This window comes from Enhygromyxa salina (genome assembly GCF_002994615.1).
GTDB lineage: Bacteria > Myxococcota_A > Polyangia > Nannocystales > Nannocystaceae > Plesiocystis > Plesiocystis salina_A.
This window is the reverse complement of the sequence record NZ_PVNK01000114.1, coordinates 26,577-48,132: the sequence shown is the minus strand read 5'-3', so window position 1 is coordinate 48,132 and position 21,556 is coordinate 26,577. Positions and strand designations below refer to the sequence as shown.

Here is a 21,556-nt window from a genome sequence, read left to right as displayed (position 1 = left end):
GCGTCAGAGCTTCCAGCGATCGAAGAGCGTCGCGGCCTGCGGGCTCCGCTTGGGTCGCCACGCCAACGGGTATGCTCCGCCCATGACGACCACCCGCCCCTTCACCTGGTCGCTCTCTCTCGCCGCCTTCGGCCTGTGCGTGGGTCCCGGCTCTGTCGCGACCGCGGAGCACGGCGGCGCGGCCGGACTCGCAAAGCTTGCGACCCAGACCGCCGAGCTCCTGCGCGGCGCCGCTGGCGAGCGCGACCCCTTCGCGTACACGGTCACGATGGCCAACCCTCAGCGCCACGAGTTTCAGGTCGAGCTGCGCCTCGACGGCCTGCCCGGCGACAGCGTCCAGCTCGAGCTGCCCAAGTGGAACCCCGGCGCCTATCACCTGACCAACGCCCACCGCAACGTCCGAGCCGTGAGCGCGACCCTCGTCGAGGGCGATCAGCCCGGCGCGGCGCTCGCGGTCGCCAAGCTCGACGAGAACACCTGGGAGATCGCCCACGGCGGCGCGCCCGTGCGCGTCGAGTACCGGGTCTACTGCGGCCACTACAGCGGCATCGGCGGGTGCTACCTCGACGACGCCATGGGCTTCATCAACGGCGCCCACGTGTTCATGTACGCGGTCGGCCACAAGCAGCGGCCGATCGAGCTGCGCGTCGACGAGCTGCCCGGCGGGAGGCGAGCCGAGGTCGTGACCGGCCTGCCCGCCCGCGGCAAGGGCGAGCGCAAGACCTTCTGGGCCAACAATTTCGACGCGCTGGTCGACAGCCCGATCCACGCGGGCGTCGTCGACACGATCAGCTACGAGCTCGGCGGCCGACCGATCCGAGCGACGATGTCGCGCGAGGGCGCGTGGAAGGCCGACGAGGTCCGCGACGAGCTGCGCAAGATCACCGAGGCCGCGGCGGCCGTGTTTGGCCCGCTCGAGACGGCGCTGCCCTTTAGCGACTACACCTTCATCTACCACGTGCTGCCCGACAACAGCGGCGGGCTCGAGCACCTCAACTCCACGGTGATCGGCGTCGACCCCTGGTGGTTCGCCGACGAGCGAGGCAAGCGGCGGTTCTGGTCGGTCTCGGCCCACGAGTTCTTTCACCTGTGGAACGTCAAGCGGATCCGCCCGGCGGTGCTCGGACCCTTCGACTACGACCGCGAGGTCCACACCACGATGCTGTGGTTCTCCGAGGGCTTCACGAGCTACTACGCGGCCCTGATCGTGCGCCGGGCCGGGCTGACCGACGAGGCTCAGGCGCTCGAGGATCTCGCCCGCCGGATCTCGGCGGTCGAGACCCGCCCGGGCCGCAAGCTGATGTCGGTCGAGCAGAGCTCGTGGGAGACCTGGTCCAAGCCCGACGACCGCCGCAAGGCCTACTTCTCCTACTACGACAAGGGCGCGGTCATCGGCATGCTCCTCGATCTCCACCTGCGCGCGAGCAGCCAGGGCCTGGCCAGCACCGACACGGTGTTTCAAGAGCTGTGGAAGCGCTGGCGCGCGACCGGGCTCGGGCTGTCGCCGCAGGATCTCGAGCAGGTGTTCGTCGATCAGGCCGGGCCCGGCGCGGACGAGGTCAGGCAGATGTTCGCGGACTACGTGCGCGGCACGGTCGAGCTCGACTACGATCGCTACCTCGCCCACGCGGGCTATCGGCTCGAGCGGACGATCAAGCAGCGCGGGCCGTGGATCGGTGCCGAGGTCTCGGGCGAGGACGCGGGCGTGGCGGTCCGCTGGGTCGAGCATGGGGGTCCGGCCGACCTCGGCGGGCTCGCCGACGGCGACGTGATCCAGGCGATCGACGGCCACCCGGTCGACGGCAAGAGCTGGAAGAAGATCGTCGGCGCGCTCGAGCTCGGCGCCGCCCACAGGTTCACGATCGAGCGGACCGGTCGGGTGCTCGAGCTGTCGATCGATCCGATCGAAGGTGGCGACGAGCGCTTCGAGATCGTCGACCTCGACGACGTCACACCTCAGCAGACGCTGCTGCGTCGCGACTGGCTCGGGCTCGAACCATCCTAGCCCTGCCCTCGCGGACGCTGGTCGCTGTGAGACGGAGGGGTTATGGTCCCGACGCCATGATCCGCGCTCGAGCTGTGTGTTCCTCCTTCGTCTTTGTCGGTACCCTCGCGTTCGTTCCTGGGTGCGGCAAAGACTCGACCAAGGCCGATTCGAACAAAAAAACCGCCGACAAGGGCGCGGTCGACAAGGCCCCGCCGGACAAGGGCAGCGCCGACGACAAGGCACCGCCGACCGAGGCCCGCGAGTGGGCGTGGACGCTGCCCAAGGGCCTCAGCGAGCCGCCCCCGGTCCCGGCCGAGAACCCAATGACGGCCGCCAAGGTCGGGCTCGGGCACCAGCTGTTCATGGACAAGCGCCTCTCGGGTGACGGCTCGCGCAGCTGCTACTCGTGCCACCAAAACGAGCTCGGCGGCGCCGACGGCCGGACCCTGGCGCTCGGAGCCGGCGACAAGCCGCTGACCCGCAACACGCCGACGATCTGGAACGTCGCGTACCACCAAAACGGGCTCTACTGGGACGGCCGCGCGCCGACCCTCGAAAAGCAGATGCTCGGCGCGTGGAAGGGCGGCAACATGGGCGTCGGCGAGGACAACCTCGCGGCCAAGGCCAAGGAGATCGGCGCGCTGCCCGAGTACGCGCCCGAGTTCGCCGTGGCCTTCGGGCTCGAGCCCGGCGCCGAGGTCACGCCCGAGCACGTCGCGATGGCGGTCTCGGCCTACGAGCGCACCTTGCTGTGCGGCGACACGGCCTTCGACAAGGGCGAGATGGACGAGGCGGCCCAGCGCGGCTGGGATCTGTTTCGGGGCAAGGCCTCGTGCTCGACCTGCCACGCTGGCGACAACCTGTCCGACGGCGCCTTCCACAACGTCGGCACCTCCCACGACGCGAGCGGCGCGCTGCTCGCCGACGCCGACGTCGGTCAGGGCAAGCCCAGCGGCGCCGAGGAGAACAACTACAAATTCCGCACGCCGACGCTGCGCAACGTGACCAAGACGGCGCCCTACTTTCACAACGGCTCGGTCGACGATCTGACCGAGGTCGTCCGCTACATGGCCGCGGGCGGCAACGCCAAGGCACCCGGGATCGACCCGAACCTGCGCAACACTCAGCTCAGCGAGGCAGAGATCGCCGACGTGGTCGCGTTCCTCGGCGCGCTCGAGTGCCCCGGATCGCTCGAGGTCATCGGTGACCAGAGCGTCGGCGGTATCCCCGAGGGCCCAATTGAAGCAGGGCCCGAAGCTGAGCCTGAGCCCAGCCCCGAGGCCGCCAACTGATTCGAAACTGGCCGCAGCCTGGCCGCAGCCCAGCTGCGGTCAAGCGCGCGGTGATCAGCGCTTGCTGAACTGGAAGCGGGCGCGAGCGCCGCGACGACCGTACTTCTTGCGCTCTTTCTTGCGCGGGTCACGGCTGAGGTGACCCGCGGCCTTGAGCGGCGCGCGGAACTCACCGTTGATACGGATCAGCGCGCGCGCGATCCCGAGGCGCACCGCGCCTGCCTGGCCCGAGAGCCCGCCGCCGCGGGCGGTCGCCCAGACGTCGTAGGACTCGCGGGTGTCGGTCTCGACCAGCGGCTGCTCGACGAACTTCATGTTCGTCGGGCGAGTCAGATACTGCTCGGCCTCACGGCGGTTGATGCTGATCTTCCCCTCGCCCGGCATCAGCCAGACTCGGGCGATGGCGGTCTTGCGCCGGCCGGTCGCGTAGTACTTCATGAGATCTAGAGCTCGTGGGGCTTGGGGTTCTGGGCTTGGTGGGGGTGCTCGTTGCCGGCGTAGACCTTGAGCTTTTTGAAGGTCTGACGGCCGAGGACGCCCTTGGGCAGCATGCGCTTGACTGCGCTGCTGATCACGACCTCGGGCTTCTTGGCGAGCATCTCCCGGGCCGTGCGGGTCTTCATGTGCCCGAGGTAGCCCGTGAATTTGTTGTAGGTCTGTTGGTCGAGCTTGGCGCCCGTGAACTTGACCTTGTCCGCGTTGATGCAGACCACAAAGTCGCCGGCGTCGAGGTGCGGCGTGAACTCGACCTTGTGCTTGCCGCGGAGCAGGCCCGCGATCTTCGAGGCAGCTCGACCAACGGTCTGCCCCTCGAGGTCGATCAACAGCCAGTCGCGCTTGATCTCGGCCGGGTTCGGGATGTAGGTGGCCATGGGACGCAGAGATCTAGAGGAGGGGCCCGGGGGTGTCAACAGGCGGTCTCGGGGCCTCGCTCGTGTGGATCCGCCCAGCGCAGGTGCGCCCAGGCGGTGCGGACATCACGCATGCCCGAGTTCGCCCCCAACTTGGCACTAACGCCCCTATCCCAGCCACCGCAGAAGGGTGATACTCCCTGCAGTCGCCCATGAGTACGCCCCGCGCGAAGATCCTCGTCGCCGACGACTCCTCGGTTGAACGCGCTGCTGCGCGAACGGCGCTCGAGGACGCCGGCTATGCCGTCATGGAGGCGGTCGATGGCCAGCAGGCCCTCGAAGTGTTCGCCCGCGAGCGGCCCGACCTCGTGATGCTCGACGTCGTGATGCCGCGGCTGACCGGGCTCGAGACCTGTCGGATCCTCAAGGCCAAGTCCGGGGGCAACTACCTGCCCGTGATCATGGTCAGCACCCGCAACTCGGTCAACGCCCGAGTCGAGGGTCTGCGCAGCGGGGCCGACGACTACCTCGGCAAGCCCTACGACGCCGAGGAGCTCCGGGCCCGAGTCGAGGCCCTCCTGCGCACGCGCAAGGTCATCGCCGAGCGGGCCGCGAGCGACGGCTCGGCCCGAGCCACAGATGGGGCCGGAGCCGCGGCCGCGGGTGGCAGCGCGGCCACGACCGGCGCCGCCACGTCAGACGCGAGCGCCGATCCGGCGGCCGGGGCCCCGTCGACTCGCAACTCCAGCGAAGCGTTCAAGCGCCGCGCCGAAGAAGAGTTCGATCGAGCCGAGCGCTACAGCGATCCCCTCGCGTGCCTCCGCGTCGAGCTCGACGAGTACGACCCCTTGGTCTCGCGCCACTCGGTCGAGGCCGTCGCCGGCCTGGTCCGCTCGCTGCGCGACGTCGTCGAGGTCAGCGTCCGCAAGATCGATCTGGTCTTCCGCCTCGACGAGCGCGGCTACATCTTGCTGCTGCCCAACACCCACTTCCCCGGCGCGCTCGCGGTCGCCGAGCGCATCTCCCTCGACACCGCCAAGATCCGCCTCGACGCCGAGCCGGATCATCGCTGCACGGTCAGCGTGGGCGTCTCGTTCTTCCCGAACAAAGACACCCACTCGGTCCAAGATCTCCTCGACCTCGTCGGCGCCGCGCTCGACCGGGCGCGCAGCGAAGGCGGCGGCCAGATCTGCCTGTTTCAGCATCAGGGCTACCTCTACGCCCCCGAGGCGACCTAGGTCTCCCCCTCCTCGGGTCTCCCCCTCTCTTCGGGCCCCTCTCCCTCCGCTGCGCGCGATCCACTGGTCGGCATGCTCCCACTCAAGCCGATTCCCCCGCCGCGGCGGGTGATGCTGTACCCGCGAGAGGACGGGCCGGCCGCCTATGGCGCGGCGACCCAGGCCGCGGCGTCGCTGACTGAGCGTGGGATCGCGGTGGTCGTCCCGGCTCACGTCCACGCCAAGGCCGGGACCGATGGCCTCGAGCTGCCAGCGTCGGCGGTCGGCGTCGAGATCGACTCGCTGCCCGACAACATCGATCTGATGATCGCGCTCGGCGGCGACGGGACCTTGCTCCGCGGCAGCCGCTGGGTCGCCGACATGGGCGTGCCCGTCGTCGGCGTCAACCTCGGCGACCTCGGCTTTCTCTCGGCCTACGGGCGCGAGCAGCTGCTCGAGGTCATCGATGACGCGCTCGCCGGTCGTTTGGCCTGGGAGCCCCGCCTGCGCATGGCCGTCGAGGTCCACCGCGCGGGCGAGCTGTTCGCGCGCGGGACCGCCGTCAACGACGTCTACATCAAGCACGGGCAGATCCCCCGGCTGCTGCGCCTCGCGACCCGGGTCGGCGGGCATGACCTCGCGCTCTACAAGGCCGACGGCTTGATCGTCACGACCCCGCTGGGCTCGACAGCCTACAACCTCGCCGCGGGCGGCCCGATCGTCGCGCCAGGGACCGAGGTGTTCACGATCACGCCGATCTGCCCGCACAGCCTCACGCTGCGCCCGGTGGTCGTCGCCGCCGACGACGGCGTGACCGTGACCTGGGCCGGGCCGACCGCGGGCGTGAGCGATGGTTATCTGACCGCCGACGGGGCCTGGAAGATCGGCCTGCTGCTCGGCGACGAGATCCGGATGCGGGCCGCCGAGATGCCGCTGCGGCTGGTGCCCGCGAAGGCCAGCGTGTTTGAGGTTCTCGCCGCGAAAATGGGCTGGTCCGGGTACTAGTTTGATCTTTCAAGCTCGCGCTAAATCTTCAAGACCCTGGCGAGCTCCTGAACGAGCGAGCGGTCGTCTCGGAGCGAGATCGAGTCGTGCTTTGGCTCGATCACGAACTGCTTGAACGAACGCAGAGTCGTCAGAACCTCAGCCTGCGTCAGGCCACAGATCGTAGCCAAGGCCCCGCTCGCGCGCTCGAGGCTCATCGCGTTGCCGAGGTCGCGGTCCCACTTGCCCCAGCTCTTGAGCAGCATCATCGCCTGGTTGGCGACCTGGGCCGGATCACGGAGCGAGCCCTGACCGGGCCGCAGGGCCTGCAGCTGCCGCTGGGTTCGACCGGTGCCCCGAGCCTCGGCGGGCACGGCGAGGCGGGCGGAGCTCGGGCCGGACCGCGGCCGGTCAGCGACCTCGGAGAAGCGCTGGGCGAGGGCGCGGATGAAGGCGCCCATCCATGGTTTCATCGCGTCGACTTCGCGCTCGAGCACGTCGGCGGTGACGGTCACGGCGACGACCTCCGTGAGCGCGACGACGCTGGCGGTGCGCGGGGTCGAGGCCAGGATCGCGGTCTCACCGAACACGTCGCCGGGGCCGAGGGTCCGCAGCGACTCGGCCTTGCCGTCGATCTGCTTGAAGACCTCGCAGCGGCCCGAGATCAAGATGTAGGCGGCGTCGCCGACCTCGTTCTCGCGAATGATCCACTCGTTGGGCGCGAAGACCTGACGCGGGAAGTTGCCGCCTCCGCGCATGAACCCGCGCAGATCGGCCTGCATGTCCTCGACACGCTGGTAGCGATCCCGGGCCGAGGGGGCCATGGCCACAGCGACGATCCGACGCAGCTCGCGGGCGATCGGCAGCTGCTCGGGCAGCTTGGCGCTGGCCTCCTCGGCCTGGAGCAGCACGTCGACGGCGCTCCGCCCCTGGTAGGGCGGGTGACCGGTCAAGATCTCGAACAGCATGGCTCCGAGCGCGAAGATGTCGGAGCGCTCGTCGACCCGGCGCTGATCTCCGCGGGCCTGCTCGGGGCTCATGTAGGCGGGCGTGCCCATGATGAGGTTGGCGTTGACCGGCATCAGCGGCAGCGTGTTGCGGACGCGGTTGCTGCGGGCGAGCGGGTTGACGCCGACCGGCTCGGGCATGACCTTGGCGATGCCCCAGTCCATCAGATAGACCTGCCCGTAGTCGCCGACCATGACGTTCTCGGGCTTGATGTCGCAGTGGGTCACGCCGCGGCTGTGGGCGAAGGCGACGGCGTCGAGGACCTTGAAGAACACGTCGAGCAGGCGCAGGAGGTCTTCATGGCTGACCGCGGTCGCGACCTTGAACCCGCGCTCGTCGATCCGATCGTGGGTCGAGCGCAGCGCCTCGATCAGATCGTAGAGCGTGCGGCCGTCGACCAGCTTCATGGTGAAGAACAGGCGCCCGCGCTCGTCGACGCCGAGCTCGTGGACCGGCACGATGTTGGGGTGGTCGAGCTGCCCGGTGATCTGCGCCTCACGCACGAAGCTGCGAACCGCGAGCATCGAGTGCTGGTGCTCCGGGAGGATCAGCTTCATCGCGACCCGCCGACCGAGGGCCCGATCGAGCCCGAGATGGACCGCCGCCATGCCCCCGCGAGCGATCTCGCCCTCGACATTGAGGCGCTCGCGGTCGTCAGGGATGAGGGCTTCGATCAGCGCCCCAACGCTCGCAGCGTCGAGTTGGTCGCTCGCGGCGTCGAGTTGGTCGTCGATCTTGCCCGCCACCATCCACGAGCTGTTGTAGCACTTCTGTCGGGCTCAACCGTGCTCTCGATCTCGCCAGGTCGACAAGTTGGTCGCAGCCACGCAGCACTCGACGAGGAAGTCCGCGTAGATCTGGAGGGTGCGCTCACCAACCTCGCTCATGCGCTCGACGCGAGCCGGGCTGGCCTCGAGGAACGCGACCATGGTCTTGTCGAGTGAGCCCCGCTCCGTGAAGTTGGCGAGCGCCTCGACGCTGCGCAGGCACGGGCGAACGTCGGCGCCGAGCAGGCGCTCGGCTTGGGCCGTGACCTGAGCTGCGATCGAGCCGAGCATCGCCTCGGCCTCGTAGCGCGCGGCCAGCAAGGCCCACGGCTCGGGGCCGTTGACCAGCGCCTCGTAGCCGGCGTGGAGGCGCTTCATCGACGGCGTCTGGGGCTGGGTCAACAAGTAGGTGAGGTCCAGCGGCGGCAGCCGACGCCCGTTCCACAGCTGCGCGAGCGTGCGGGTGTCGTCGGCCAACAGTCGGTAGCGCTCGATCGCTTCGCTGGCGATCTGTAGCAATCTCAGCGACAACCCGTGCTCGCCGAGCCCAGCGCAGCGCCGGCTGGCCTCGACCAGGAAGTGCTCGGCTGGCTCTTGCAGCTGGACCGAGAGGGCCGCCCACTGGATCAGAAATGCGTGCAGTAGCTCCGGATCCGCCTCGGGCCCCATCAGCACCCGCAACTGGGCTCGCTCCTTGAGCCGCTGGCGGGCACCAGCGAGGCGGTCTTGATATGCGATCAGCGCCTTGGACACGCAAAACCCCGTTCGCAAGCGGTTATGGCGCTTGCTGCGTCAGCCATTGTCGGTGTCGGCCTGCGACTAGCGTCGTGATTCGCCGACGACTGCGTTTAGTTTTTTACATATCCCCGCACACAAATGCAACATAAATATCGGAAAAATCCAGTACTACTGTAGTTCTGTGTGGGTATCCGGTCGCCAGGGTGGACCACGAATGCTCGCACCACGTGGCTACCGCGCGATCAATATGCACGCACGTGATCCTGACTAGAGCAGGTGCCGTCCGCGCCCCCGCGGCGGCCGGCCGCTGTGATAGGGAGGTCTCGTGCTCGACTACCTGCGCGTCCGCGGCCTCGCCCTGCTCGATGACGTGGCTCTCGACTTCGAGCCCGGCATGAACGTGCTCACGGGCGAGACCGGCGCGGGCAAGTCGATCATCGTCGACGCGCTCACGCTCCTGCGCGGCGTTCGGGGGCGCGCCGAGCTGATCCGCGAGGGTGACGAGGCCGCGCGAGTCGAGGCCCAGTTCGCGGTCCGCGGCCCAAACAACCAGCCCCTGCACCCGGCCCTCGGCGAGCGCCTCGACGAGCTCGGCCTCGACAGCGAGGACGGCACCTTGGTGCTCGAGCGGCGGATCCGTCGGTCCGGCCGGGGCCGCGCGGCGATCCAGTCGAACCTCTCGACCCTCGCGGTCCTGGCCGAGATCGGCGGCGAGCTGCTCGAGATCTGCAGCCAACACGAGCACCACTCGCTCACCCATGTCTCGCACCACCTCGATCTGCTCGACGCCTACGCCGAGCTCGACGGTCCCGAGGGGCCGCTCGCGGACTACGCCGAGCACTACCGCCGCTGGCGCGAGCTGAGCGAGCGCATCAGCGCGATCCGGGAGCTCGAGACCGAGCGGCTCCAGCGGGCCGACTACGTTCGCTTTCAGATCGAGGAGCTCGAGCGCGTCAGCCCCGAGCCCGGCGAGCACGAGCAGCTGCGCAGCCGCCTCGCCGTCGTGTGCCGCGCCCACGAGCTCGCGGGCTTCGCGACCGAGGCCCAGGCCCAGCTCTACGACGACGACCACGCCATGGCCTCGCGCCTCGCGATCTTGCTCGAGCGCGCCCGTCGGCTGCCCGAGGGTCTCGCGATCCTCGACCAGCTCGCGGAGCAGCTCGAGGCCGCGCAGATCGCCTGTGAAGAGGCCGCGGCCGCGGCCGCTCGGCTCAGCGACGAGATCGAGGTCGAGCCCGGCGAGCTCGAGCGCGCGCAAGAGCGACTCCACGAGCTCGATCGGCTCCGGCGAAAGCACGGCTGCGAGGTCGACGAGCTGATCGAGCGGGCCCAGGCGATGCGCGAGGAGCTCGACGCCCTCGACTCGACCGAGGGCGAGCTCGAGCAGCTCGAGCAGCTCGAGGCCGAGCTGTGGGCCGAGGCCTGCCAGCGCGCCGACGCCCTCCACGAGGCCCGAGTCGCGGCCGCCAGCGGCCTCGCGCGCGCGGTCGAGGCCGAGCTCGCGGCGCTGCACATCCCCACCGCCCAGCTGACCGTCAGCCTGTGTCCGCTCGACGACCAAGACGAGTCCGACCCGCGCAGCGGCCTCGGACCGCGGGGCCGCGACCGCGCAGAGCTGCGCTTCTCGGCCAACGCTGGCGAGCCGCTCGCGCCCCTGAACAAGGTCGCCTCCGGCGGCGAGCTGTCGCGGGTGCTGCTCGCTGTCAAGAGCGTGCTCTCGACTCAACAGCGCGTCGCAACCTACGTGTTCGACGAGGTCGACGCCGGCGTCGGTGGGGCCGTGGCCGAGGCGATCGGCCTGCGCCTGCGCAAGGCCGCGAGCAAGCATCAGGTGCTGTGCATCACCCACCTGCCGCAGATCGCAGCCTACGCAGAGGCCCACTTCCGCGTCCGCAAGCAGGTCGTCGACGGGCGCACGGTGACCCGGGTCGAGCGACTCGACGACGACGAGCGGGTCGAGGAGCTCGCGCGCATGCTCGGCGGCAAGCAGGTGACCCACAGCGCCCGCGAACACGCCCGCGCGCTGATCGAGCAAGCCCGGAAGCCAGCCCGCGCCAGCAAAGCCAAGTCGGCCAAGGCCAAGCCCAAGCCAGCCAAGTCCAAGGCCAAGCCCAAGGCCAAGACCAAGTCCAAGGCCAAGCCCAAGCCCAAGCCAGCCCGGCGGCAGACCGGCTCACGCCGCGCTTGAGGCGATCTCGGTCCTTGAGTACCATCGCTGGCCTGCACAGCCGCGAGGCGGGCAGACTCGCCGGGCGGGCCGCCCGGCGGGCGCCAGGCTCAACCTTCGCCCCGCCGCCAACCGCACTACCTGTCCGTCGCTCGACCACCCACGAGCCGGACGAATTTCAAGTCAAAGGTACACCCATGGCCCGACGCTTTCCCATGACCCCGGCCGGCCTCGACAAGCTCCGCACCGAGCTCAAGCACATCAAAGAAGTCGAGCGACCGAACAACGTGCTCGACATCGAGACTGCCCTCGGCCACGGCGATCTGCGCGAGAACGCCGAGTATCACGCCGCCAAAGATCGCCAGGCCGAGCTCGCCGCGCGCATGGCCTACCTCGAGGGCCGGATCGGCCACGCCCAGGTCATCGACCCCACGACCATCAACTCGAGCACCGTCGGCTTTGGCGCGACGGTCACGCTGACCGACATGGACACCGACGAAGAGGTCGTCTACGTGCTCGTCGGCGAGGACGAGACCGACGTCAAGAGCGGCAAGATCTCGATCGCGGCGCCGATCGCCCGGGCGATGCTCGGCAAGTCCGAGGGCGACGACGTCAGCGTGAACCTGCCCAAGGGCGAGCGCGAGTTCGAGGTCGTCAAGGTCGAGTACAAGGCAATTTGAGGCCCATGGCTTTGCTCATCGACGCGTCAGTCTCCTCGCCTCACCTGCGTCACGCCCGTGAGCGGCTGCCCGGGCTCGCGCGGGCCTTCGCCATGGTCGCCCTCGCGTTCGCGCCGGGGGTCGCGTGCAAGGCCCAGGAGGGAGATCTGTGTCGCTGCGCCGCGGACTGCCGTGACGGGTTGATCTGCGTGATCGACGACACCGATGTGCTCGGGCCGGACGAGTGCTCGAGCGACGGCAAGGTCGGCTACTGCATCCCCGACGACTCGATGGTCGACGGCGAGACCGGGCTCGATCCCTACGAGCAAGACTTCCCGAAGCCGCCGGCTGATATGAGCGGCGATGGCGACGGCGACGGCGACGGCGATGGCGATGGCGACGGCGATGGCGATGGCGATGGCGATGGCGACGGCGACGGCGACGGCGACGGCGACGGCGACGGCGATGGAGACGGGGACGGCGACGGCGACGGCGACGGCGATGGGGATGGAGACGGCGACGGGGACGGCGACGGGGACGGCGACGGCGACGGCGATGGGGATGGAGACGGCGATGGGGACGGCGATGGCGACGGCGATGGCGACACGGGACCCTGACGCGACGCCATGACCCAGCCGGACGCGAATCACTGGCTCTGGCGCCTCTCCGCTCTCGAGTGGCTCGCGGCCGCCAACTCCGAGCTCGAGCAAGGCCGCGCGTCCTTGGGCGCACGCCGAACCGCGGTCACCCACGCCCGCCGCGCGGCGGGCATGGCCCTCAACGCTGCGCTCGTGGCCATGGCCGCTCGTGGCTGGTCACGCGAGCGCTGCGAGAGCGTCTGGGGTCGCAGCTACATCGACCACCTGCGGACGCTCGCCGCCGCGGCCGACGGCGAGGACTCCGGGCTCCGGGGACCTCTCGAGGTCGAGCACTGCCTCCGCTGCCGTGAGCTGCTCGCGATCCCGGTCATGCCGCCGACAGGTCTCGTGCGCCTCGCCAAGACCAGGGACGAGGCCTCGACCCACGCGATCGAGCTCGCTGCGGCGATCGTCCGGGGCTGCGCGGCGCACGTGGGCAGCTGACGCGCTCACTCGCCTTTGCGAGAGCTGTCCACGCCCGCCAGGCTACCAGAGGGCCGCCGCGGGACCGTGCTATGAGTAAATGGTTCTCGCCACGCGAAAGCCTCGCCCCGAGACCCGTTGTCAGGGCAGCCCATGCTCACGCACCGCTCGACCTTTGTCCTCATCTTCTTGTCGTCACTCACCACGCTCGCCTGTCAGCCCACCACGCTCGACGACGGCAGCGAGTCCGAGACCGGTGACCCATCCGGCGACGGCGACGGCGACGGCGACGGCGACTCGGGCGACGGCGCTCCCAGCACCGACAGCGGCGACTCCGGCGATCCAACCTTCAACTGCGACCCGAGCGAGGACATGCCCTGCCCCGAGGGCCAAAAGTGCACGGTCCTGACCTCGGGCGGCGGCGCGCCTCTTTACGACTGCGTGCCCGACGACACCGCCAAGCTGCCCTTCGAGTCGTGCACCCCCGCGCCCGGCACCGGACAAGATCAGTGCCCCGCCGGCTACGCCTGCATCCCGAGCGAACCCGACAGCCCCACGGGCCTGTGTCTCGAGCTGTGCGGCGACGACGACGACTGCGACGCCGCCTTGTGCAGCGCCCCGCTCGACCTGCAGATCCCCGTGTGCGCGGCGGTCTGCGACCCCCTCGCGCCCCTGTGCCCCGAGCTTCAGGTCTGCCAGCGCGTGCGCGCTTCGAACTTCGTCTGCCGATACCCGCGCGCCAACGACCAGGGCTCGACGGCCGACCCCTGCAGCGTCGTCAACGACTCGGGCTGCGCCGAGGGCTTCGTGTGCGAGACCGGCGGGATCATCCCCGGGTGCACCGATCCGAGCTGTTGCACCGCCCTGTGCGACCTCGCCGACGCCGACCCCTGCCAGGCGCCGATGGTCTGCGGCCCGATCCCCCTCGACCCCCAGCCCGGGCTCGAGAACGTTGGTGCTTGCTACGTACCGCAGTGAGGCCCACCGATCTGCTGGCTCCGCTGCAAGCCTAAGACGATCTGATATCGCCCAGCGCTGCGGAGCGGGGTCACCCCCCGCCAAAAGCAGAGCGCAAAAAAGGCTACAGGAGGTCCGAGTTCGGGGTATCGCCGTACGAAAAGCACCTTCGACGCCCAATCGACCGACCTAGCACCCCGGGCTGCTAGAGCGCGTGTACCAAGAGCCCTCTGCACCCCAGATCGAGAGGCGACGCCCCGAACTCGGACCTCCTGTGGCCCTGCGCGGACTCCCGACGCCCACGCCACAACCTCATCAACGAACAAGATATCCCCACCGCTAGCGACCATGCGTAGCGCCCTCGCTGACGACTCAGGGTCTAAGGTCTCTAGATTCAATCCATGCCCGCAGGGGCGCTCTCGAGCTCACGCACAGCCCACAGCGAGCCCTCGCGGGTCCCGAGGTAGAGGTCGTTCGAGACCAGCGCCATCGACACGAACTCGTCGCCGTCGAGGGCGTCGAGCCTCACGAGCTCGCTCCAGCCCTCGGGCCCGGCCGCCAGATCTGCGCTGCGGTGCACGCTCGCGCCGCCGTCGGGCCTGGCCATCAACACCAGGAGGCGCTCGGGCTGGTCTTGTTCGCCAACCTGCGGCGCCCAGGTGATCAGCTTGGCCACGCTCCCCGGCACCGGCCAGGGCTCGTGGGCCACGAAGGCCTGCCCCTCGACGCGGTAGCTGGCGAGATGATCGCTGATGCCAGGGCTGCCCGAGAACCGGGCGATCACCAGCTCGTCGCCGAGCACGACCGGGACCAGCGAGCCGTCCGGCGGATCGTCGAGCGCCTCGAACGCACCGGACCTGCCCCCGCGACGGATCCAGGCGAAGCTCTCGCCCGGGTTGGGGTAGTCGCGGCCGCTGACGAACAAGAGCTCGGGCGTCGCAGCCATGAAGTAAAAGCGCGAGTAGCGATCGGGATCGGACTCACGCCGCAGCAGCTCGGTCCAGCTCGCGCCGCGATCGTCCGAAGCCATCAGCAGCGCCGGCGCCCCGTTCACGGAGCCCGTGCTGGCATAGAGGGTCTCGCCCTGGGAGGCGACGGCGTAGACATGGACCGCGCCCGGGATCGGGGTCTGGACGGACCACGCCGCGGCGCCGCAGTCGAGGCGGTAGACGCCGCCGGACTCCTGATGACCGTCGGGGTCGATCGCCGGGCTGTAGAGCGCGCCGTGGGCCGCGTGAAAAAAAGACACCTCCTCGGTCGGCAGCACGCCCATGTCGACGAAGGCACCTAGCCGCGGATCCCAGGCGGGCATCGCGATGGGCCCGGTGTTGTCGCTGTAATCGCCGTAACCGAGCTGCAGGCGCCCGTCGAAGGCATGCAGGACGCCGAGGCTGCGACCCCGCGCGGTCGGCTGATCGGCGATACCCGGGATCTGCTCGCGCGTCGCAACGAGCTCGAGGCGCTGCTCGCCCGCGCCTTCGCCAACGGGCGTGGAGATCGACGCGCACGACTGCGGCTCGCCCTCGTCAGCGCCGTGATCGTCATCACCCACGAGCCCGCCGCATCCCACCAGCGCGGTCGCGAACATGGTAACGGCGAGGCGTCGCGGCGAGCACGAGAGCACCCCTGTTCATATCACGCTAGCATGTGCCCATGCCCCGCGTTCGCGCACGCGCAGGTCGTCGGTGCGGCCGCCTGGCCGCCGCCGCGGCGCTGTGCGTGAGCGTGCTGAGCGGCTGCAACCAGACCAAGTGGGGCGACTACGACTTCGACACGGGGCCGGCGACGAACTCCGACGAGCTCTTCTCTCTCGACCGCCTGCCCCGCTTCGACCTCCGCCTCGACGCGAGCTCGTGGGCCGCGCTCGAGGCCGAGCCCAAGCAGTGGGTCCCCGGGAGCTTCGAGTACGACGGGGTCGTCTACGACAACATCGGGATCCGGCTCAAGGGCAACCACTCGTTTCGCTCGCTCGACGAAAAAGCGGCGTTCAAGATCAAATTCAACGAGTACATCCCCGGCAACCGCTTCTTGGGCCTCGAGGGCCTCACCCTCAACAACATGGTCGTCGACCCGTCGATGCTGCGCGAGTGGATCTCCTATCGAGTGTTTCGCGAGCTCGGGGTCCCCGCGCCCCGCGTCGGCTACGCGCAGGTGTTCGTCAACGACCAGGAGTACGGCCTCTATCTCAACATCGAGCCCTACGACGACGAGTTCCTCGCCCGGGTCTACGACGATCCGAGCGGCAACCTCTACGAGTCCGAGAATTCCACCGACCTCGACCAGGACGTCGAGAACTGGGACCAGGACGAGGGCGCCGACAAGAGCCGCGACGATCTGCGCGCGTTCTCGGAGCTGGCCGTCGAAGACGGCGCCGCGGTGTTCTACGGCGATCAGGCCCTCGTCGACATGCCGCGCTTTCTCGCGTTCCTGGCCGGAGAGGCGATCGTCGGCCACTTCGACGGCCACATGGGCGGCCACAATTTTTTCATCTATCACGAGCCAAGCCAGGATCTGTGGACCTACCTGCCCTGGGGCCTCGACCAGGCCCTCGTCCGCCACGTCAGCCCCTTCGCCCACGGCGGCTACCTCGGCTACAAGTGCGTCCACGAGCCCGCGTGCCTCGTCGACTATGTCGAGGCCTCGCAGCAGGCGCTGACCGAGCTCGCGGCGATCGACATGAGCGAGGAGGTCCGCCGCGCGATCGCCTTGACCGACGCGGCGATGCGCTCCGATCCGCGCAGGCCCCACTCGCTCGCCTCGGTCGAGTCGGGCCGCGAAGATTCCCTCGCCTACATCAACAACCGCGCCGCCGAGCTCGGCCCCCAGCTCGACTGCCTCGTCGACGGCGAGCAACCCGACGCCGACGACGACGGCTACGGCCCTTGCTTTCAGGACTGCGACGAGTCCGATCCCGCGATCAACCCCGACGCCGAAGAGCTCTGCGACGGGGTCGACAACGACTGCACGGGCTACCCCGACGACGTCCCCGCCTGCGAGTGCCCCTCGCTCGAGAGCGGCGGGCGGACCTTCTATCTGTGCTGGAACTCGATCACCTGGCTGCAGGCCCGGGACTTTTGCGAGGATCAGGGCCACGTGCTCGCGCGCTTCGACAGCGCCGCGCAGATGGCCGAGGTCTGGGCCGCCGCCGCCGAGATCAGCGGGGGCCGGTGGTCGATCGGCCTCAACGACCGCGACGTCGAGGCCGAGTATCGCTGGCTCGACGGCAGCACCCCGAGCTTCTCGGCCTGGGCCAGCGGCGAGCCCTCGCACCAGCTCGACTGGTTTGACTGCGTGTTTCTCTCGGGCGGCGCGTGGTTTGAGCGCAACTGCATCGAGAAGGGCTCCTTCGTGTGTAGCGACCCGGGCTGAGCTGGTTTTGGGCGGCGCTAGCAGCCCGGGGTGCAATGCCTCGCGCCGCCTCGCTTGGCCTTTTCGCCGATGGCTTTGTCTCCAAAACTTGCAGTACGCCCGGTACAGCGGCGTTTTGGCTTCGCGCCCTCGGCGAAAATTCCGGCGCGAGGCGACACGATGCATTGCACCCCGGGCTGCTAGCCTCAGACGGCGCCCCAGCCCCTGACGCGCAGGGCCTCCTTCACGCGGGGCATCGACTGAACATGATCAGGGGGATGAGGCTGGCCCGGCGACGGGCCAGCGACCCGCTGGCGGGCCACTCCCTGCGGCGCGGTCGGTGCCAAATCATCGTAATGACTGCATTCACCCCTGGCCCGCTGATTGCGAGTGGAAGCCCCCATGGTCCAGCTCGAGCAACTCGCCAGCGCCCACGAGAGCCTCGTCGAGCTCCTCCGAAACATGCCCCGGCGCGTGCTGGCCGAGATCGTCTGTGCCGCAGGCGGGGTCTCTTCAGACAACATCGCCGAGATCCAAGAGCGCACCCCGAGCGTCGAGGTCTCCGGCCTGGCCCGGGCCGCCCGCAAGGCCGCCGCCGACCTCGTGCTGGTCGTTCACACCTTCGATGGCAAGCTCCTCGTGATCTGGATCTTCGAGGTTCAACTCAGCTGGAACGCCGACAAGCGCTGGATCTGGGCGTTGTTGCAAGCCGCGTTCGCGGCCGAGTCTCGTACGGATGCGCTGGTGGTCGTCGTCGCACCCAGCCCCCGACTTCGAGATCGGATCCGGAAGAAGCTGATGCCGCAGGTCGCGCCTCCGCTGCTCCTGCTCGAGCCGGATCAGATCAAGCTAATCGACGACGCAGACGAGGCACGCCGCCGCCCGCTCGAGACGATCCTCGGCGCCGTCTACCACGCCCGCGAAGACTCTCCATTCTCCCTCCGGGTGGCCGGGATCCGGGCCGCACTGCTTGCGCTGCAGACACTCGATTCCGCGAGTTGCCGGCGCTACACTGTACTCGTCATGTCGATCGCACCCACCGCCGTCGTTCAACAGGCCATGAAGGAGCTGCGCGAGCGTGGCGAGCTCGACGAAGGCCGCTTCGAGACCTTCACCGAGATGGAGCGCGAGGGCTACAGCTTCAATCACGGTCGTGAAGAAGGTCGTCAAGAAGGTCGTCAAGAAGGTCGTGACGAGGGTCGTGAAGAAGGTCTGCACATCGGTCAGCTCCTGACCCTGCGTCGGGCGCTCGTCGACATCCTCGAGCTCCGAGGCTTCGCCGTGAGCGTGGGGCTGCGCGAGCGAATCGAGACCTGCGGCGACCTCGAGACGCTCGAGCGCTGGTACGACGGGGCCCGATCCCTCGCTGTCGACGCGCCCCTCGATCAGCTCTTCGACGGCTGACGCTCGGCTGCGGCGTCGACGATATCGAGGCGGTCGCGCTCGCGCATGAGACCGAAACGCTGGCGGTAATGCCCGGCCCGCTCCACACGTACTACGCCCCGTACGAGCACTGCTCGAGCGCGTCGAGCCCAGGGCCCACCACCAGCCCACGCCCGACGGTCAAACCGAGCACGAGGACAGACCATGCAGCCCTTCGGATCACAGTTTTGGAACGACCGCTTCAACACCGAGGACTATGTGTTCGGCCGCGAGCCCGCGGTGTTCTTGCGCGAGCACGCGCATCGGATCCCCGCCGGCTCGCGCGTCCTCGTGCCCGCGGACGGTGAGGGTCGCAACTCGGTGTTCCTGGCCAAACACGGCCACGAGGTTCACGCCACCGACATCGCCGAGCACGGCATCGCCAAGGCCCGCCGCCTCGCCAAGGACCACGACGTGCGCGTCGACTTTCGTCACGCCGACATCCACGAGTGGGACTGGCCCGAGGCGGCCTACGACGCGGTCGCGGCCGTGTTCATCCAATTTTCGCCCCCCGAGCTTCGTCCGCGGGTGTTCGCGGGCATCGAGCGAACCCTGCGGCCCGGCGGCCTCCTGCTGCTGCACGGCTACACGACCAAGCAGATCGAGTACGGCACCGGTGGCCCGCCGCGCGTCGAGCACCTGTACTCCGAAGCGCTGCTCCGCGACGCGTTCGACGGCTGGGAGATCCTCCGACTCGAGGCCTATGAGCGCGAGCTGCACGAGGGCAGCCGGCACGTCGGGCAGTCGGCGTTGATCGACCTCATCGCGCGCCGTCCGGGTTGAGCGCGCGCACTCACGCCTGAACAGCCGAGCTCCGACCGTCGGGCGCGGCGTTTATCCGCTCGACCCGCCTCGCGTACACTCGGTGCCGATGCAGATCTCCCCGCCTCGTTCTTTGCTGCACAGCCTACTTCCTCTCGCCTGCGCGACGACGGCGCTCGCCGCCTGCCAGACCGACGCCCCCCCGGCCGAGGACTCGAGCTGTGCATCGAGCGAGCTGGACTGCGCTACCAGCGACTCGAGCTCGGGAGCTGAGTCCGCGGGCAGCGAATCCACGGGCACAGACACGGGCACAGACACCGACACGGGCACGGACACCGACGAGGCCACGGACACCGACGAGGCCACGGACACCGGGCCCTCGGGTGACGACGCGCGGATCTGGGGGCGCTTCGAGTCGGGCGGGCCCGTGAACGCGTGTGGCCAGGTCAACGACAACTGGAACGCCGCCGATGGGTCGCTGCTGCGGATGGCGCTCGACGTGTGCGGCGACGACATGGACGCGCTGGCGCAGACCATCGTCGCCAACCTCGACGCGATCGCGGAACGCGACGGTCGAGCGCTGCTCGTCCTCTACCAGGGCATCAACTTGCCCGCGAGCTGGCTGGCACAGTGCGAGACCTTCGCCCTCGACAGCGGTAATTTTCAAGGCGATCTCTGCCTGCCCTGGGACGCCAATTACCAGCAGCTGCTCAGCCAGGCGCTCAGCGATCATCTTGGGCCTGCGCTCGCCGACCACCCTGCGCTCGCGGGGGTCTACTTCACGATCACGACGATGACCAACGGGGCCGAGATGCACTTTCGCGTCACGCGGGACAACTTCCCACCCGAGCCCGAGGACGGAGCGTTGACCGCGTCCTATCTCGCGGTCATGGACATGTATCAGGACGCCTTCGACGCGCCGATCCTGTTCGAGGCTGGCCACTGCATCTTCGACCTGCCCGGGGCCGACGCTGCCGACGTCGACTGCGAGACACCGCTGACGCTCTATCGCCACGCCCGAGACAGCTACGGGCCAGCGTCGGTCGGGGTCGCGCTGTGGAATTGTGCGGAGCGCTTTTGGCACGGACCCACCGCGACCGAGGACCACGTCCGGCCACTGCTGGAAGAGGCGACGGCCGACGGCGTGAGCATGGGGTGTCAGACGGTCGGGAACTTCACCAACCAGGCCTGTCGCTTCAGCGACCCCGCCGTCGGCGACTACGGCACGCTGATCGGGGTCGGTTCGGACGCGACCTGTATGCCCACGGGAGCCAACGACGCCGAGGCGGCGTGCGTCGACACCCTCGGCTGGTTCGCCGGGGAGTCTTCGCAGTCAGCGACGAGCGTGGTGCTGAAGGGGACCTGGGTGGAGTCGTGGTCCGCGGATACGAAGCCCGACACGGGGATCAACGTCACGAGCGCGGCTTGTGAGGCCGCGCTCAACCACTTCGAGGCGCCGTAGCGGTCGCCGGCTGGCTCTCGGCCGCGCGCGCGAGCGAGGCCGCGAGCTTGCGAAAGCGCAGCCGCCAGGCGTAGACGGCATCGCGGCTCATGTCGACCGCGGCCATGACCTCCTCGACGCTGCGCCCCTCGACGTAGAGCATCGCAAACAGGCGCATGCCACGTTCGTCGAGGCGCTGATCGAGGCGCTCCAACAGCCGGGCGAGGGTCTCGCACGACTCGAACTGCTGGGCGGGCGTGAGCCCGTCGACGACCCGCAGCGCGAGCTCGTCGCCGGCGACCGGGAGCTCGGTCCATGGGCTGCGGCGGACCGATCGCAGCGTCGCTCGGACCTGCCGGCGGGCGACCAGCCGGGCGAAGCTGTCGAGCGAGCGGCCCCGGGCGGGGTCCCAGCTACGCAAGGTCTTGCCGCGGTCGGCGAGCAGCGACACGAAGACTTCCTGGACGAGGTCGCGGACCTCCTCTTGCGGGTCGCGACCCTCACTTCGAGCCTCGCGGAGCATGGTGTAGCCAACCTCCGCTTGGAGGACGGGCAGCAGTCGCTGCACGAGGGTCTGCAGGGCCCGACGATCACCGTCGAGCGCCCGCGCCACCTGTTGGGGCTCGAAGGCTGCTTGCATGCGTCCTTGTTCGCGCGAGCCACCCGGGCCACCCGGGCGACACTGGGGGGTGCGCGAATTCACGATACGCGGAGTTCAGCCCGGGCGCGCCGGCTCCGAGGTCGGTCTCACTCCCCACTGCGTTCAGCGCAAACTGCGTCTGAACGCTGTCTCGGGCCAGCTGTGATTACCCACCAGCTGCGCCTGCGCCCCACCGCGGCCGCGAAGGAGACCTCGACCCAAGCCGATGCTCGCGCCCGCCATGCGCTCGAGCGC

The 21,556-nt window shown here is 69.1% G+C and carries 19 protein-coding genes; 13 read left to right on the top strand and 6 right to left on the bottom strand.

Annotated elements, in window-relative coordinates:
• The first annotated feature begins 82 nt into the window (after positions 1–82).
• Together ENSA5_RS11130 and ENSA5_RS11125 are read left to right on the top strand one after the other, a co-directional pair.
• On the top strand, positions 83–2,005 hold the full coding sequence (locus ENSA5_RS11130) for a M61 family metallopeptidase (protein WP_106391618.1): 1,923 nt from the start codon (positions 83–85) through the stop codon (positions 2,003–2,005).
• Between the two features lie 56 nt (positions 2,006–2,061).
• A complete protein-coding gene (locus ENSA5_RS11125) occupies positions 2,062–3,279 on the top strand; it encodes a cytochrome-c peroxidase (RefSeq protein ID WP_106391617.1) in 1,218 nt (405 codons plus the stop codon).
• Positions 3,280–3,333: 54 nt separating this feature from the next.
• On the opposite strand, the gene rpsI is transcribed toward ENSA5_RS11125, so the two are convergent.
• Positions 3,334–3,717 (bottom strand): 30S ribosomal protein S9, encoded by a 384-nt coding sequence (rpsI, locus tag ENSA5_RS11120; protein ID WP_106391616.1) that lies wholly within the window; start codon positions 3,715–3,717, stop codon positions 3,334–3,336.
• Between the two features lie 5 nt (positions 3,718–3,722).
• Positions 3,723–4,151 carry a 50S ribosomal protein L13 gene (rplM, locus tag ENSA5_RS11115; RefSeq protein ID WP_106391615.1) on the bottom strand — a complete coding sequence of 143 codons (429 nt, stop codon included), beginning with the start codon at positions 4,149–4,151 and terminating at the stop codon, positions 3,723–3,725.
• 191 nt (positions 4,152–4,342) lie between these two features.
• Here rplM and ENSA5_RS11110 point away from each other — a divergent pair, with 191 nt between their 5' ends.
• Both ENSA5_RS11110 and ENSA5_RS11105 read left to right on the top strand, forming a co-directional pair.
• On the top strand, positions 4,343–5,368 hold the full coding sequence (locus tag ENSA5_RS11110) for a GGDEF domain-containing response regulator (RefSeq protein WP_106391614.1): 1,026 nt from the start codon (positions 4,343–4,345) through the stop codon (positions 5,366–5,368).
• 72 nt (positions 5,369–5,440) lie between these two features.
• Positions 5,441–6,352 carry an NAD(+)/NADH kinase gene (locus tag ENSA5_RS11105; RefSeq protein WP_106391613.1) on the top strand — a complete coding sequence of 304 codons (912 nt, stop codon included), beginning with the start codon at positions 5,441–5,443 and terminating at the stop codon, positions 6,350–6,352.
• 20 nt (positions 6,353–6,372) lie between these two features.
• On the opposite strand, the gene ENSA5_RS11100 is transcribed toward ENSA5_RS11105, so the two are convergent.
• Both ENSA5_RS11100 and ENSA5_RS11095 read right to left on the bottom strand, forming a co-directional pair.
• Complete coding sequence (locus ENSA5_RS11100; protein ID WP_106391612.1) at positions 6,373–8,088, bottom strand: protein kinase domain-containing protein; 1,716 nt, start codon at positions 8,086–8,088, stop codon at positions 6,373–6,375.
• A gap of 30 nt (positions 8,089–8,118) precedes the next feature.
• Positions 8,119–8,859, bottom strand: a complete 741-nt coding sequence (locus ENSA5_RS11095) for a hypothetical protein (protein WP_106391611.1) — start codon at positions 8,857–8,859, stop codon at positions 8,119–8,121.
• 310 nt (positions 8,860–9,169) lie between these two features.
• Between ENSA5_RS11095 and recN the strand changes: the two genes are divergently transcribed.
• The 5 genes from recN (at position 9,170) to ENSA5_RS11070 (ending at position 13,709) form a co-directional block, all read left to right on the top strand.
• Positions 9,170–11,032, top strand: coding sequence for a DNA repair protein RecN (gene recN, locus ENSA5_RS11090; RefSeq protein ID WP_106391610.1), 1,863 nt, complete (start codon positions 9,170–9,172; stop codon positions 11,030–11,032).
• 176 nt (positions 11,033–11,208) lie between these two features.
• On the top strand, positions 11,209–11,691 hold the full coding sequence (greA, locus tag ENSA5_RS11085) for a transcription elongation factor GreA (RefSeq protein WP_258182819.1): 483 nt from the start codon (positions 11,209–11,211) through the stop codon (positions 11,689–11,691).
• Between the two features lie 5 nt (positions 11,692–11,696).
• Positions 11,697–12,287, top strand: a complete 591-nt coding sequence (locus ENSA5_RS37465) for a hypothetical protein (protein WP_181197635.1) — start codon at positions 11,697–11,699, stop codon at positions 12,285–12,287.
• 9 nt (positions 12,288–12,296) lie between these two features.
• The gene (locus ENSA5_RS11075; protein WP_106391609.1) at positions 12,297–12,752 is read left to right on the top strand and encodes a hypothetical protein; all 456 of its coding nucleotides are present in this window, start codon (positions 12,297–12,299) and stop codon (positions 12,750–12,752) included.
• Positions 12,753–12,884: 132 nt separating this feature from the next.
• Positions 12,885–13,709 carry a hypothetical protein gene (locus ENSA5_RS11070; RefSeq protein WP_106391608.1) on the top strand — a complete coding sequence of 275 codons (825 nt, stop codon included), beginning with the start codon at positions 12,885–12,887 and terminating at the stop codon, positions 13,707–13,709.
• Between the two features lie 373 nt (positions 13,710–14,082).
• On the opposite strand, the gene ENSA5_RS11065 is transcribed toward ENSA5_RS11070, so the two are convergent.
• Positions 14,083–15,240: a beta propeller repeat protein gene (locus tag ENSA5_RS11065; RefSeq protein WP_146155568.1), complete on the bottom strand. Its 1,158-nt coding sequence runs from the start codon at positions 15,238–15,240 to the stop codon at positions 14,083–14,085.
• A gap of 101 nt (positions 15,241–15,341) precedes the next feature.
• Between ENSA5_RS11065 and ENSA5_RS11060 the strand changes: the two genes are divergently transcribed.
• The 4 genes from ENSA5_RS11060 (at position 15,342) to ENSA5_RS37460 (ending at position 20,682) form a co-directional block, all read left to right on the top strand.
• Positions 15,342–17,057: a CotH kinase family protein gene (locus ENSA5_RS11060; protein WP_106391606.1), complete on the top strand. Its 1,716-nt coding sequence runs from the start codon at positions 15,342–15,344 to the stop codon at positions 17,055–17,057.
• A gap of 381 nt (positions 17,058–17,438) precedes the next feature.
• Positions 17,439–18,440 (top strand): Yae1 family protein, encoded by a 1,002-nt coding sequence (locus ENSA5_RS11055; RefSeq protein ID WP_106391605.1) that lies wholly within the window; start codon positions 17,439–17,441, stop codon positions 18,438–18,440.
• A 183-nt stretch (positions 18,441–18,623) separates the two neighbouring features.
• The gene (locus ENSA5_RS11050) at positions 18,624–19,241 is read left to right on the top strand and encodes a class I SAM-dependent methyltransferase (RefSeq protein ID WP_106391604.1); all 618 of its coding nucleotides are present in this window, start codon (positions 18,624–18,626) and stop codon (positions 19,239–19,241) included.
• Positions 19,242–19,329: 88 nt separating this feature from the next.
• Positions 19,330–20,682, top strand: coding sequence for a hypothetical protein (locus ENSA5_RS37460; protein WP_181197634.1), 1,353 nt, complete (start codon positions 19,330–19,332; stop codon positions 20,680–20,682).
• Here the strand turns inward: ENSA5_RS37460 and ENSA5_RS11040 are convergent.
• The gene (locus ENSA5_RS11040; RefSeq protein ID WP_106391603.1) at positions 20,660–21,301 is read right to left on the bottom strand and encodes an RNA polymerase sigma factor; all 642 of its coding nucleotides are present in this window, start codon (positions 21,299–21,301) and stop codon (positions 20,660–20,662) included. The two genes, ENSA5_RS37460 and ENSA5_RS11040, sit on opposite strands and share 23 nt — an antisense overlap.
• Positions 21,302–21,556 lie beyond the last annotated feature (255 nt).